Here is a 14,838-nt window from a genome sequence, read left to right on the forward strand (position 1 = left end):
CCCGACCGTTCAACTCCTGACCTCAGGGCCTGACGGGGCGCGGCCTGGCGTCACGAGGCCTGACGAGGTGCGGCGAGCCGGAGCCCTCGTAGAGCAGCCGGTCCGCGACCCGGCGGGCGGCGTCGCCGCCGACGGGCCCGCAGTAGTCGCGCCGGAAGCTCTCGTACGCCTCCGCGTGGACGTCCGCCGAAGCCGGTGAGGCCCGCAGCGCCTGAGCCACCTCCTGGGTGGTGACGAGCAGCGGCCCGGGGGCCCGGGTCTCGAAGTCCAGGCAGAAGCCGCGCACGGTGTCCCGGTAATGCTCCAGGTCGTACGTGTGGAAGAGCATCGGACGGCCGGTGTGCGCGAAGCCGAACACCAGGCCCGAGTAGTCGGTGACCAGCACATCGGCGATCAGCAGGAGCTCGGTGGAGTCGGGGTGCGTGGACACATCACGCAGGGCGGGGTGCGGGGGGACGCTGCCCGTCACCCGGGGGTGCCTGCGGACCAGCACGGTGGTGCGGCCGTCCAGAGACCGCGCCAGTGCGGGCAGGTCGAGCGCCGGATCCCAGCGGTACAAGGGGGAGGATCCGGCGGGAACACCGGCCGGAGCGTGGGCGAGGTGGTCGCGGTACGTCGGCGCGTACAGCACCACGCGGTGGCCGGCCGGGATGCCCAGCCGCCGGCGCACCAGCTCGGCAGTCCTGTCCCGGCCGGGTGCGAACAGCAGGTCGTCGGCCGGGGAGCCCGCCTCCAGCACCTCGCCGCGGTAGGCCAGGGCGCGGCGGAGATGCGGGGTGGCGAAGGCGCTGGGGGAGACCAGGACCGACCACTGGGCGGAGCGGTGCTCCAGCGTGGCGAGGTGCTGGTGGTCGGCGTACAGGGTGCCGGTGAGGTCGAGGCCGAACCGGCCGAGCGGGGAGTTGGGCCAGGTCTGTACGACGGTCTGGTCCGGGCGGCGCTCGAACCACGCGGGCAGCTGACCTGCCGCCACGATCCGGCGGGCCCGCGCCAGTGCCTCGTACCAGGCGGTGCTGTGCGCCACGACGGGGATCGCGGTGGACGGGACGCGCGTCGCGGCCCCTGGGGAGCCGTCGGTGACCCACAGGTGCCCGGCATCGGCGCTCCGGCGCACGAGCTCGGCGTGCACGGCGCGCGGGGGGCCCTCTCCGGTGTAGAGCACGACGTCCCGGAGCGGCAGCCGTCGCTGCGCCGGGTGGTGCGCCGTCCGCAGAATCCCCTGGTGGTACGCGCTCCGCTCCGCGTCGTCGAGCGCCGGCGCGCAGCGCACGGTCAGCCGGTCACCGTGTCGGCGGTCGAGGCGGAAGCGGGCGCCCAGGGCGCTCACCGGCAGGAGTGCGGCGAGCGTCGCTCCCACGCGCACGGGCCGGCCGTCCAGGAACACCTCCCAGTCGCCTTCGCGGGGTGGGGCCGCGAGCACGGCGGCGAAGCGGTCCTTCTCCTCTCCGACGGGGACGGCCGGGGGGACGGCCACCGTCTCCCCGAGGACGCTGTGCCGCAGTTCGAGTCCGCCGGTCCCGGTCCCGTCGATGCGCAGCCCGCCGTCCGGAGCGGGCCCGGCCCGGTCCACGCGCGGCTCCCCGGACACGTCCACCACCAGGTGGCCCGCCGCGTCCGCGAAGGCGGGCGGCGGCAGGTCCGGGGCCGCGGCGAGCGGCACGCGGACGCCGTCGGTCAGGAGCGCCGCCCGCCACCGGGCCCCGCCCCCCCGGGCGGGCTCGTGGGGTCCGCCGGAGGCCGGTGCCGCCTCCGCGGCGAGCGCCGCGAGCGGGATCAGGGCGCTGAAGCCGCCCCCGTCGCCGCACGACACCGGGCAGACGTGCTCCGCGCCCCCCTCACGGGTCAGGAGGAGGGCTGTCGGCCGGGCGTCCCCGTACAGCCTGCCGGTCAGCTCCAGGGTGTCCGGTCCGCCGTCGTGGCCGGTGGCCGCCGCGGGCAGCCGGGACACGGCCAGCTCCAGCCGGCCGTCCCGGTAGCCGAGCACCGCGCGCCACCCGCCGCCCAGGTCGTGGACCAACGGCTGCGCGGCCGCCGCCTCCGCCGCCCGCACCGCCGCCCGCCGTACGACGCCGTGGCCGGCCACCACCACGCCCACCAGCCAGTTGCCCGGCCCCAGCCGCCCGGGGTCGAGGACCATGTCGAAGCCCGCGTGGTCGTAGCTGTGCAGCTCCTGACCTGAGTCGGCGGTCGCGCGGTCCGTCCGTACCGAGCGCACCGGGACGGCACGCGGCCGTCCGCCCCCCGCCTCCCGCACCAGGCCCGCCTTCAGCGAGTGCCGGGCAGCCCGGGCCGGAAGGTTGCGGATGTACGCGTATCCGCGAAGCCGCAGCCTGCCGTCCTCACCCCACGACGACTCCACCAGCCGTGCCACGGCGGGCAGATCGCCCCGGCCCAGGCGCGCCGAGGCGCTGCCGCCGGCCCCCGGGTGCACGGCGCGCCGCCTTCCCGGGGGGCCCGCGACGGCGAACGTGCCCGCCCCGTTGGCCCGTTCGGACTCCAGGACCGCAAGCAGTTCGTCGACGCGGCGCTCACGCACCAGCTGCCAGCGGATGCGCGCCTCGGCGGGCAGCCCGGCCAGGGCCGCGTCGCCCGCCCGGTCGAGGAAGGCACCCGCGTCCGCCATGAAGGCGGAGCGGTAGGCGGGCCCGCCCATCGGCAGCCCCTCGAGGAAGTACACGAAGTCGTCGCGCAGGCACGACGCGTCGTAGCGCAGTCGCTGTGCGGCGTCGCGGTCCGCGAGGAAGGCGCTGACCTGTTCACAGGCGGCGATCCGGTCGCGTACACCCCGGACGTCCGTACGCCGCCGGGTGATCGACCCCTCCCGCACCCGCCAGTAGTAGACGTGTCCGCGCAGCACGTCCACCGTCCCGGCGAGGTAGTGCGCCGGGATCATCACCGGGGTGTCCTCGTAGAGCTTGCCCACCGGGAAGGTGAAGGCGTGCCGGTCCCAGAAGGAGCGCCTGAACACCTTGTTCCAGGCGACGCGGTCGGCCAGCAGCCGGGCATCGCGGGTGATGTGGGTGCGGGGGCGGTCGGCGGTCAGCCAGCGGTACTGCCAGGCCTGCTGCCTTCCCTGCTCGTTGAGCCGCCACACATTGCCTGTCACCAGATCCGAGCCGGTCGACTCCAGGGACGCCAGCATCCGTTCGTACGCGTCGGGGACGAGGACGTCGTCGCTGTCGGCGAACGCCAGGTAGGGCACTCCGCCGGTGGTGCGGGCGATCCCCGTGTTGCGGGCGGCGCTCAGGCCCGCGTTGGGCTGGTGGACGCAGCGGAAGCGGCCGTCCCGGGCGGCGAAGTCCTCCGCGATGCGGCGGCTCCCGTCCGTCGAGCCGTCGTCGACGAGCACCACCTCGATGTCCTTCAGGGTCTGCCCGGCCAGCGAGACGAGGCACTCCTCCAGATAGTCCTCGACGTTGTGCACCGGGACGACGACGCTGAGGAGTGGCTTCATGAACGGCTCAACCCGGGGGAGCGCCCCGGGTCACGCCACTGACCCGAACGGGTGACGATCCCTGGGGTCGGCCGTACGGTCACCATTACGCTCGGCTGCCATGCTGCTCACCGTCGTCGTGTCCGCCCGTCGCGTTCAGGGTTACCTGAGGGCGGCCCTGGAGTCCGTGACCGAGCAGCCGTCGCCGGAGAGCGGGCAGGCGGACCTGGAGCTGGTCGTGGTCTGCGCCCCCGACGGCGAGCTGGAGCTCGCCGTCGCACGGGAGTTCGCCGGGCGTGACCCCCGGGTGCGCGTGCTCGTCCCCGACGGCCCCTGGGACACGGGTGCGGCCCGCAACACCGGCGCGGAGGCGGCGCGCGGAACCTATCTGCTCTTCCTCGACGGTGACGACCTGCTCCTCCCCGGAGCGGTGGCGGAGATCTCCGCGCGGCTGGCGGAGGACCGGCCCGACGTGCTGCGCCTGGGCCACGACCGGGTCGACTGGTGGGGCACGACAGAGCCGGGTGACGGCCTCCCGGCCGCCCGGAACCAGCTCTTCCGACGCTCCTTCTGGGACGCCCGACGGCTCCGCTTCACCGAGGGCCCGTACGACGACGTCGTGCCCGTCCACCGTGCGCACTTCCTCGCCTCCGACGCGGGCTCCCTCGCTTCGCTCGACCGGGTCTGCGTGCGCCACCGGGTGCGCCGTACCGGCACGTCGGCCACGACACCGGGCCGCGCGCACTTCGCGGTCATCGGCGCCTACGAGCGGCTGACCGCCGAGACCGGGGGCGACCCGCGGATCCCGGCCGTGCGCACCGCCCACCTGACCGCCGTGCTCGACGACTCCGGCCGGATCGTCCCGGGCGACCGCGCCGCCTTCTTCCGGGCGGCGGGGCTACCCGGCCGGTACGCGGCCCACCGGAGCAGGGGAGCGGTCCGCGCCGTGCGTGCCCGGGCGCGAGCCGCCGCGCGCGCGGGCAGGAAGTCGCTGCGCGCCCGCGTGATGAGGGCCCTCTACCGCGTCGATCTGCGCCGGCCGCTGGATCCCTGCCTCGCCGTCTACGGGGCCTACTGGAACAGGGGCGTCGCCTGTAATCCGGCCGCCGTCTACGCCAAGGCCCGTGAGCTGGTCCCGCACATCCGCGGCGTCTGGGTCGTCTCCTCGCGCCACCGCGACCGGATGCCGCCCGGAGTGCCGTACGTCATCGAGGGGTCCCGCGCCTACTGGCGGACGATGGCCACCGCGACGTACCTCGTCAACAACTCCAGCTTCCCCGGCGGCTTCACCAAACGGCCCGGCCAGGTCTACCTCCAGACCCACCACGGGACCCCGCTGAAGACGATGGGCCTGGACCAGCTCCCGTACCCCGCACTCACCAAGGGCGTCAGCTTCGAACGGATCGTCGCGCACACCGACCAGTGGGACTTCAGCCTCTCCGCCAACCCGCACAGCACCGAGGTCTGGGACCGGGTCTACCCGTCCTCGTACGAACAACTGCCGTACGGGTACCCGCGCAACGACGTCCTGTGCAACGCCACGGCCGAACAGACCGGCAAGATCCGTGCGGAGCTCGGCATCGCCCCCGGATCGACCGTGCTGCTGTACGCGCCGACCCACCGCGACTACCGGGAGGGCTTCCTCCCGCTGCTCGACCTGGAGCGTCTCGCGCGTGATCTGGGGCCCGGCTGTGTGCTGCTGGTGCGTGCCCACTACTTCTACGCGCGATCGGCCGGGACGGCGGCGGGGGGCCGGGTCGTCGACGTCACCGGCCATCCCGTCGTGGAAGAACTCTTCCTGGCCGCCGACGCGCTGATCACGGACTACTCGTCCCTGATGTTCGACTACGCCTGCCTGGACCGCCCGATCATCACCTACGTGCCCGACTGGGAGGCATACCGGGCCGCCCGCGGCACCTACGTCGACCTGCTGTCCGGCCGCGCGGGCGACACCCCCGGGGCGGTCGCCACCACGGAGGACGAGCTGCGCGAGGTGCTGGTGAGCGGAGCCTGGAGGTCCCAGGACGCCGAAGCACTGCGCGCCGCTTTCCGCCGCCGCTTCTGCCCGTACGACGACGGGCACGCGGCGGAGCGCGTGGTGCGCAGGGTCTTCCCTGTGGGTTCGAACTGAACACCGGCATCACCCGTACGGGGCGCTCCCTCCGTACGCCACCGTCGTTGTGCTCAACAGCGCGCGCACACGGCAACGTTGGGAGAAGCTCATGCACCGGTCCGCCTACGAGCAGATGCAGCTCTGCATCGAGGAGTATCTGCCCAGGACCCGCAGGCACCGCGTCGTGGACCTCGGCTCCCGGATCTCCGGCAAGCAGACCCGCACCCACCGCGGGCTCCTGGCCGACCACGACATCGACTACTTCGGCGTCGACGTCCTCGACGGCCCCAACGTCGACGCGGTCATGGAGCAGCCCTACCGGATCCCCGCAAAGTCGCGCAGTGCCGATGTGGTGCTGTCGGGCCAGGCGTTCGAGCACATCCCCTTCTTCTGGGTGTCGATGATGGAGATCGCCCGGGTGCTCAGGCCCGGCGGCTACGCCTTCATCACCGCCCCCTCGCGCGGCCACGCCCACGACGCGCAGGACTGCTGGCGCTACTACCCCGACGGCTTCCGCGCGATGGCCGCCCACTCCCGCCTCGAACTCTGCGAGGCGTACACGGACTTCCCGCCCGCCAACGGCATCTGGCACGACTACGCCTCCATCGACACCAAGGCCGCCTACTGGGGCGACTCCGTGGGCGTCTTCCGCCGGCCGCTGCCCCACCGCCGGCCGGTGACCCGGCTGAAGAACAGCCTGGCGGACCTCGCCGTGCGGGAGACGGCCGTGTGGTGGGCCAACCGGGCCGGCGGAGTGGACCGGGTTCCGCTGCCGCGCCCGCTGGACGGACGGGAGCGGTGCGGGCGTCCGGACAGTCGTACGGTCCCATCAACCACAGGTTGACGAAAGGTGACATGAGCCGCAAAACGCGCGTACTGTCCGACCCCATGGCTTGGCGCAACGCCGTCAACGGCGTCCTTCAGCAACTCACTGGGTACCAGCTCAGGCGCGCGACCCTGCCCGCCCCCCGCTCCGCCCCCACGGGGCCCCCGGCCGCGGTGCCGAAGCCGCCCGCACCGCCCGCCCAGGCGGTGGCCAAGAAGCCGCCGCAGTTCCCCGCGGACTACGACGACGAGGCGAAGGACGTCATCCGCGCGGTCAAGCCGTACACGATGACCTCCCCGGAGCGGCTCAACGCCTTCGTCCTCGCGACGCGGCACATCGTCAAGCACGGCATCCCGGGTGACATCGTCGAGTGCGGGGTGTGGCGCGGTGGCTCCATGCAGGCCTGCGCCAGGACCCTGCTGTCGCTGGGTGAGACGGAGCGCGACCTCTACCTCTTCGACACGTACGAGGGCATGACGCCGCCCACCGCGGAGGACCTGCGGCGGGACGGCAGGCCGGCCCAGGAGCTGCTGGACGCACAGGGCAAGGACCGGCCCATCTGGGCCGTGGCCTCCCTGGAGGACGTACAGGCCGGGTTCGAGCAGGTCCCGTACCCGAAGGACCGCATCCACTACGTGCGGGGCAAGGTGGAGGACACCGTCCCCGGGCAGGCGCCGGAGCAGATCTCCATCCTCCGCCTGGACACCGACTGGTACGCGTCGACGAAGCATGAGCTCACACACCTGTACGGGCGTCTGGTGAGCGGCGGGGTGCTGCTGATCGACGACTACGGTTACTGGCAGGGATCACGCCAGGCAGTGGACGAATTCCTGGAGGAGACCGGGGAACAGCTTCTGCTGCTGCGCATGGACGAGGGCCGCATCGCCGTCAAACCCTAGGTGCAGCGCCCCGTTGCGAGCCCCGTGCCTCCCCGGCACGGGGCTCGTTCCATACAGAGGAAGTCCGTTCGTCCGTCCGGAAGGATCGTGCGCAGCGTCATGGCACCCCGTCTCACCGTCGTCGTCCCGCTCTTCAACGTCGAGGAGTACCTCGGAGCCTGTCTGGACTCGCTCGCCGGGCAGACCATGGCCGACCTGGAAGTCGTCATGGTCGACGACGGTTCGACGGACGGCAGCGCCGACGTGGCACTGCGGTTCGCCCGGCAGGACTCCCGCTTCCGGCTGATCCGGCAGAAGAACGCCGGGCTGGGGGCGGCGCGCAACGCGGGCGCCGGACAGGCCCACCCGGACGCGGACTTCCTGACGTTCGTCGACAGCGACGACGTCGTGCCGCCGGGCGCCTTCGCCAGGATGCTCGGTGAACTGGACGCCTCCGGCTCGGACTTCGCGACAGGCAACGTACTCAGGCTCCGGGCGAACGGGGTGCTCGAACAGTCCCCCATGTTCCGCAGGCCGATGGAGAAGGCACGCCGGGCCACCCATGTCACCCGGGACTGGATCCTGCTCGGCGACCGCATCGCGTGCAACAAGGTGTTCCGCAGGTCCTTCTGGGACCAGCACGGCTTCGCCTTCCCGACCGGGGTCCTGTACGAGGACATCGCCGTGGTCCTGCCGGCTCACTTCCTGGCCCGGAGCGTCGACGTGGTGGAGGAGCCGGTCTACCACTGGCGGGACCGCGACGGCTCGATCACCACCCGGCGCGCGGTGGCCCGGGGCATCCGCGACCGGGTCACGGCGGTCTCCACGGTCAGCCGGTTCCTCGCCGACCGGGGCATGACGGAGGCGAAGCGGCGCTACGACGAGCACGCGCTCTCCGGTGACCTGTGGCTCTTCATCGAGGCGCTCCCGGACGGTGACGAGAGCTTCCACGACGCCTTCCTCACCCACGCCAACGCCTTCGTCTCGACGGTCGAACCCGCGGTCCTCGACGCGCTGCCCCTGCATCTGCGGGTCAAGTGGCAGCTCATCCGGGAGCGCAGGACGGCGGAGCTGCTCGCCCTCCTGGCCCACGAGTCCACCGACCGCGACACCTTCCACGTCCGGGGGCGGCTGCGGCCCGGGGCCCGGTACCCGGGCGTCGTAGCCCCCCTCCCGCACAAGGTCACCGCACTGTCCGCCGAGGACCTCCCCGTGCACGCGCATCTCACCGAGGCCGTGTGGAGGGACGGGCTGCTGCACCTCAAGGGGTACGCGTACGTCCGCAACGCCCCGGGGAGGTCGGCCGGGGCAGGCTGGCTGAGGTCGGGCCGCCGGCTGATCCCCCTGCGGCTGCGCAGGACGGCGACGGACGAGGCGACGGCCGGATCGGGCCGCTCGCTGCACCGCTACGAGCGGTCCGGCTTCGAGACCGTCGTCGACCCGCGCCGGCTCGTCACCCGGGGCACGGCACGGGGCGCCCGCACGCTCTGGAAGCTGGAATCCGTCGTCGTCGGCGCGGGGCGCCCGCGGCGTGGCCCGATGCGGCTGCTCAACAATCCGGCAGCGCCCGCCGTGCGTTACGTCGACGAGCGCACCCGGGTCGTCCCGCTGCTCTCCGGGAACAAGCTGGAGCTCCGCGCCGAGCGGGTGGACGCCGTGCTCGCCGGACACGGTCCGACGGAGGCCGGGGACGGGATCCGGATCGCGGTGCGGCTGCTGGGCCAGGACGCGCCGACGGCTCTGCGGATCCAGGAGTGGCGTACGAAGGAGACCCGCGAGTTCCCGCTGGGGCCCGGCGAGGGCACCGACGGCCGTACCCTCATCGCCGAGGTGCCGCTGGTGGCGTTCGGGGGCTCCGACGGCGACTGGGGTGTCCAGCTGGCCGGCGGGACGCGACGGCTCACGGTCGCGGCCCGTCCGGAGACCGACGCCGGCCGGTATCCGCTGCCCGGCGGCCGTGAGGTCTACGCCGCCGCCAATCCCTCCGGGGACCTGGTGCTCACCGACCGGGACGTGCGGCCCGTCGTCACGCGCGTGTCATGGACGGACGACGCCGGCCTGGTCCTGGAGGGGGCCTTCCCGGCGGTGAGGTACGACCCGGTCGAGCTCGTCCTGCGCCACAGCGGCCACCATGAGGAGCACACCTTCGCCCTGGAGCGGACGGGTGCCGGTTTCCGTACGGTGCTGACCCCCGGGGCGGTCGACGGGGCAGGCGGTACCCTGCCGCTCGCCGAGGGCCGGTGGTACCCGTTCCTCCGGGAGCGCGGTGAGACCGACCCGGAGCTCTACCTGCCGCTGCGCGTGGTGCACCAGCTGCACGCGGAACTGCCGCTCGGGCGCGCGTCGGGAGGACGCCTCTTCACCCTGGAGCGGCGCTTCCACGACCGGCTCTCCCTGTGGTCGGGCAGCGCCCTGCCACCGGCGGACCGGGGGGCGTACGGGCAGCGCCGGCTGCGGGAGCGGTACGTGGGCGCGCGCGGCGGGGAGCTCCGGGACGCCGTGCTGTACTCCAGCTTCGACGGGCGCCAGTACTCGGACTCGCCCCGCGCCGTCCACGAGGAGCTGGTCCGGCGCGGCACCGGCGTCGAGCACCTCTGGGTGGTGCGGGACCAGCAGGCCGTCGTGCCCGCCGGGGTCCGCGCCGTGGCCCTGCACAGCGCCGAGTGGCATGAGGCGCTCGCCCGCAGCCGGTGGATCGTCACCAACACCCAGCTGCCCGAGTGGTTCGAACGGGCGGAGGGACAGTTCGTCGTCCAGACCTGGCACGGCACCCCCCTCAAGCGCATCGGCCGTGACCTGGCGGGCACCGCTTTCGCGGACACCGCGTACATGGAGTCCATGCCCCGCCGGGCCGCCCAGTGGAGCGTCCTCGTCTCGCCGAACCGCTTCTCCACGCCTGTCCTGCGCCGCGCGTTCGGGCACACGGGCGAGGTGCTGGAGTGCGGCTACCCGCGCAACGACCTGCTGTACGCCTCCGACCGCGCGAAGGTCGCCGCCGCGGTCCGGCAGTCGCTCGCCGTCCCCGAGGGCAAGCGCGTCGTCCTGTACGCCCCCACCTGGCGCGAGGACCGGCCGAAGCGGAGCGGGCTGTACGGGCTCGACCTCCAACTGGACCTGGAACAGGCGCGGAAGGCGCTCGGGGACGACCACGTCCTGCTGGTGCGGCGCCACTACCTGGTCGGCGGGAGCATCCCTTCGAACGACTTCGTGCGCGACGTGTCACGCCATCCCGATGTCGCCGAGCTGATGCTGATCAGCGATGTGCTGGTCACGGACTACTCGTCCCTGATGTTCGACTTCGCGCAGACGGGACGCCCGATGCTGTTCCACACCTACGACCTGGAGCACTACCGCGACACCCTGCGCGGCTTCTGCTTCGACTTCGAGAACCGGGCGCCCGGCCCGCTGATCACCGACTCGGCGGCCGTCGTCGAGGCGCTGCGCGACCCGGAGGCCGCGACGGCGGGCCACCGGGAGGCGTACGCCGGCTTCCGCGAGTCGTTCTGCGATCTGGACGACGGGACGGCGGCCGCCCAGGTAGTGGACCGGATGCTCAAGGGGGCGCAGGCATGAGTACGCCCGACTTCAGCTGTGTGATCACCGCCGCGGAGGGCGGGGAGGCAGCACTGACGGCGTCCGTGGAGTCCGTGCTCGACCAGAGCCTGCGCGCCGTCGAGGCCCTCGTCGTCCTGCCCGCCGGAGCCCCCGCCGCCCTGCGGAGTGCGGCCGGTTCGCTCGCCGGGCGCTCCCCGGACCGCATCCGCGTGCTCGACCCCGGTACGGACTCCGTCGCCTCGCTGCGCAACGCCGGCCTGGACGCGGCGCGCGGCACGTACGTCCTCGTGCTCGATGTCGGCGAGCGCCTCCAGCGGCACGCGTGCCGCAACCTCTGGGAGGCCGGGGCGCGGACCCGTGCCGACCTGGTCGCCGGGCGCTGGGCCCGGCTCACCGGGGAGGGGACGAAGGAACGGGAGCCCTCCTGGCAGCACCCGCTGTTCCTCCGCTCCCGTACGGTCGTCCGGTTCTCCGAGGCACCCGAACTGGCCGTGCACGACGCCCTGGTGACCGGGTTCTGCGTGCGGCGCGCGGCACTGGAACGGCACGCGCTGCGCTACGACGAGGACCTCACCCACAGCGGGATCCTGTTCGGCCCCCTGGCGGCGTCCGTGGTCGGCCGGATCGCCCTCGTACGCCGCCGGATCGTCTCCGGGCGGGCCGTGCCCGACGCCGGCCGGGACCTCGCCGGGCTCGTCGAGGCGCACCGGCGTGTCTGTCATGTGCTGGTGGCCCAGGGGCTGGCGGACCTGCGTGAGCGGCGGGACGGCGCCTTCCTGCTGGACCACCTCGTGCCGCTGGTGCGCAGCTTCCCCGAACTGCCCGCCGCGGCACGCGAACGCGTCGCGGCGACGGCGGCCCGGGTGCTGCCCGGATCCGTTCCCGAGCCGGTCCTGCTCACCCTCCCGCCCGTCGAGCGCGTCGGCGTCCGACTGCTGGAGCGGGGGGACGAGGACGGGGTGCTCACCGCGGCGTACGCGCTGCGCAGGAGGGGAGTCGTGGCCGCGCCCCTCATCACGGCGGACGACGGGCGGGTGTACTGGCCGGGCGGCCCCGATCCCGTGCTGGACGTCACCGAACTCGGCCATCGGTACCGGGCGTTCGGTGAGCTGAAGCTGATGAACAGGCTCACCCGCTACGAGGCCGACGGCCGCCGGGTCCTGCTCGAGGGCCGGCTCGTGCTGCCCGCGCACACCGGGCCCGACCCGGAGGGCCCCCTCACGGCCCATCTGGAGTTCCGCGTACGCGACGGCTCCCGCGCCTTCCGCGCCCCGGTCGACGAGCTGCGGCCGGACGCCACCGGGATCAGCTGGTCCGTGCGGGCCGACCTGACGCGTTTGCTGCGCCCCTTCGGCCTCCGCGACACGGTGTGGGACGCGCGGATGGTCGTGGAGGACGGCCGCACCCGTTCGGTGAGCGATCTCTTCGCCGCCCACGACCTCGTCGGCCCGTCGGACCGTTCCCCCGCCTCGCCCCGGCTGGGCAGGACGACCGGGGACACCTGGCAGCCGTACATCACGCTCCGGGACCATCTGGCGCTGCGGCTGGAAGCCCGCCACCGGCCCGCCCGTACGGCCCGGCGGCTGGTCCACTACGCCACTCACTTCCGCCCCGCCCGCCGGGCCAGGCTCCTGCTGCGGGCTCTGCGCAAGCGCCGGGACAGACTGCACGCCAGGGGCTTCAAGGTCTCCGTCTACCGCTCCTGGCTGCTCCGGCTGCCCGTGCGCAGGGGCTCCGTGGTCTTCGAGAGCCACATGGGCACCTGCTACGGCGACAGCCCCCGGGCCGTCCACGAGGAGGTGCGCGCGCGGGGGCTCCCGCTGCGCTGCGTCTGGTCGTACGCCGACTCCCCGGCCGGGTTCCCCCCGGACGCCAGGCTGGTCCGCCGCTGGTCCTGGCGCTATCTGTGGGCCCTGGCACGGGCGGAGTACTGGGTCGACAACCAGGGGTTCCCCCAGCACCTCGACAAGCCCTCCGGCACGGCATACCTCCAGACCTGGCACGGATCGGCGTACAAGCGCATGGGGTTCGACGAGACCCGGGTGCGCATGCAGAACGCCCCGCAGCGCGAGCGGCTCCAGCAGGCCGTGCACCGGTTCGACCACTTCCTCGTACGGTCCGAGCACGACGAGCGCACGCTGGCCCGCGCCTACCGGCTGCCCGGGAGCACGCTGCTGCGCACCGGCTACCCGCGCAACGACGCGCTGCTCGCCGCGCGGGCCCGGGACGAGGCCCGGGGGAGGCTGCCGCGCCCGGCGCTCGCGGCCGAACTCGGGCTGCCCGACCACCGGAAGGTCGTGCTGTACGCGCCGACCTTCCGGGGCGGGCCGGGCAAGCGCAAGCGGCAGCGGCTGCTCCTGGACGCGGCACGCTTCGCGGAGCGCTTCGGCGACACGTACACGCTGCTGGTGCGGGCGCACTACCTGGAGGCGGCGAGCCTGCCCGCCTGCCCGCCCGGGACGGTCGTGGACGTCTCGCGCCACCACGACGTCAGCGAACTCCTCGCGCTCGCGGACGTCCTGGTCACGGACTACTCGTCGATCATGTTCGACTACGCCCTCCTGGACCGCCCGATCGTCCTCTTCGCCCCCGATCTCGACACCTACGCCGCCGAGCGGGGCAGCTACTTCGATCTGCGGGAGAAGGCGCCGGGCCCGGTGACGGCGACCGAGGAGGAGCTGTTCGCCGTGCTGGCCCGGCTGAAGACCGCGGACACCGGCTTCCAGGAACAACGAGCCGCCTTCGCCGAGGAGTTCGGAGCGTACGACCGGGGGGACGCGGCCCGGGCGGTCGTCGACACCGTGTTCGCCCGGCATCTCGTCCCGTCCCGTACCGCCCGCACCGGGGAGCCCCGTCGATGAACCGCAGCCGTGATGTCTTCATCGTCTCCAACAGCACCGACGAACTCGGGGGTGTGACCGGCTGGATGCACCGGACCGCCCAGCTGTTCCAGGAGGCCGGCCACCGGGTGCACACCATCGGCATCCACGCCGCCGAGCGGAAGATGGCCCTGCCCGAGCCGCCGGGTTATCCGGTGACCGCCCTGTACCCGGCGCACCCGCCGACGCCCTGGACGCCCAAAAGCGCCAGGGACCGCTTCCGGTTCGCCGCCCGGCGCGCGGAGGCCGGCCGTGCGGCCCGGAAGCGGCTGGCGGTCGACCGGCTCTCGGAGATCTTCCGGGCGGCCCGGCCCGGGGGAGTGGTGATCGTCAGCCAGGTCTGGGCGATGGAGTGGGTCGGCGAGGCGGACACCGGCGGCATGCGGGTCATCGGGATGAGCCACGAGTCCTACGACTACTCGCGGGCGAGCCATCGCTACCGCTGGATCAAGAACCACTACCCGCCGCTCGACCGTTGGCTCGTCCTCACGGAGGAGGACGCCGACAAGTGGGCGGGCGACGGGATGAACAACGTGGGCTTCATGCCCAACGCCCTCGCCGCGCTGCCCGAAGTGCCCTCCCCGCGCCGCGAGAAGTCGGTCGCCAGCATCGGACGGCTCACCGACCAGAAGGGCATCGACATGCTCCTGGACACCTGGGCGCTGGTGGCTCCGCAGCGCCCGGACTGGCGGCTGGACGTGTACGGGGCCGGCGAGGACGAGGCGGACCTCAGGGCGCAGTGCACCGGACTGGGGCTCGATTCCTCGGTCGGGTGGCGGGGACGCACCGACGACGTCCCCGGGGCGCTCGCCGCCTCCTCCGTCTTCGTCCAGTCCTCACGCGGCGAGGGCTTCCCGCTGGCGCTCCTGGAGGCCATGGCGAGCGGGGTGCCGTGCGCGGCGTTCGACTGCGCGCCGGGCGTGCGGGAGATCGTGCGGGACGGCGAGGACGGGCTGCTCGCGCCCGCGGGTGACATCGGCGCGCTCGCGGACCGGCTGCTCCGGCTCACCGGCAACCCCCGGATGCGGGACGCGATGGGGGACCGGGCGCGGACCAACGTCCAGCGGTTCTCCGAGGCGGAGATCATGGGCCGCTGGGAAGAGCTGTTCGCCTTCCTGGAGCGCTGAACGCCCGGGGGTGTCCGACACCCCGGG

Annotated in this window: 7 protein-coding genes; 6 read left to right on the top strand and 1 reads right to left on the bottom strand. The window is 73.4% G+C overall.

Annotated features, from left to right (window positions below):
- Positions 1–22: 22 nt before the first annotated feature.
- Positions 23–3,454 (bottom strand): CDP-glycerol glycerophosphotransferase family protein, encoded by a 3,432-nt coding sequence (locus tag ACIBCU_RS36295; protein ID WP_399236766.1) that lies wholly within the window; start codon positions 3,452–3,454, stop codon positions 23–25.
- 100 nt (positions 3,455–3,554) lie between these two features.
- Here ACIBCU_RS36295 and ACIBCU_RS36300 point away from each other — a divergent pair, with 100 nt between their 5' ends.
- The 6 genes from ACIBCU_RS36300 (at position 3,555) to ACIBCU_RS36325 (ending at position 14,811) form a co-directional block, all read left to right on the top strand.
- Positions 3,555–5,564, top strand: coding sequence for a CDP-glycerol glycerophosphotransferase family protein (locus tag ACIBCU_RS36300; protein WP_399236768.1), 2,010 nt, complete (start codon positions 3,555–3,557; stop codon positions 5,562–5,564).
- A 91-nt stretch (positions 5,565–5,655) separates the two neighbouring features.
- Positions 5,656–6,390, top strand: coding sequence for a methyltransferase domain-containing protein (locus ACIBCU_RS36305; protein ID WP_393765691.1), 735 nt, complete (start codon positions 5,656–5,658; stop codon positions 6,388–6,390).
- 11 nt (positions 6,391–6,401) lie between these two features.
- Positions 6,402–7,271, top strand: coding sequence for a TylF/MycF/NovP-related O-methyltransferase (locus tag ACIBCU_RS36310; protein ID WP_399236770.1), 870 nt, complete (start codon positions 6,402–6,404; stop codon positions 7,269–7,271).
- A 99-nt stretch (positions 7,272–7,370) separates the two neighbouring features.
- Positions 7,371–10,823, top strand: a complete 3,453-nt coding sequence (locus ACIBCU_RS36315) for a CDP-glycerol glycerophosphotransferase family protein (RefSeq protein ID WP_399236772.1) — start codon at positions 7,371–7,373, stop codon at positions 10,821–10,823.
- The gene (locus tag ACIBCU_RS36320; RefSeq protein ID WP_399236773.1) at positions 10,820–13,666 is read left to right on the top strand and encodes a CDP-glycerol glycerophosphotransferase family protein; all 2,847 of its coding nucleotides are present in this window, start codon (positions 10,820–10,822) and stop codon (positions 13,664–13,666) included. Before ACIBCU_RS36315 ends, ACIBCU_RS36320 begins: the two co-directional genes overlap by 4 nt.
- Positions 13,663–14,811 carry a glycosyltransferase gene (locus ACIBCU_RS36325; RefSeq protein ID WP_399236775.1) on the top strand — a complete coding sequence of 383 codons (1,149 nt, stop codon included), beginning with the start codon at positions 13,663–13,665 and terminating at the stop codon, positions 14,809–14,811. The genes ACIBCU_RS36320 and ACIBCU_RS36325 overlap by 4 nt, the downstream gene beginning before the upstream one ends.
- The last annotated feature ends 27 nt before the right edge of the window (positions 14,812–14,838 follow it).

The organism is Streptomyces sp. NPDC051064 (assembly GCF_044455985.1).
GTDB lineage: Bacteria > Actinomycetota > Actinomycetes > Streptomycetales > Streptomycetaceae > Streptomyces.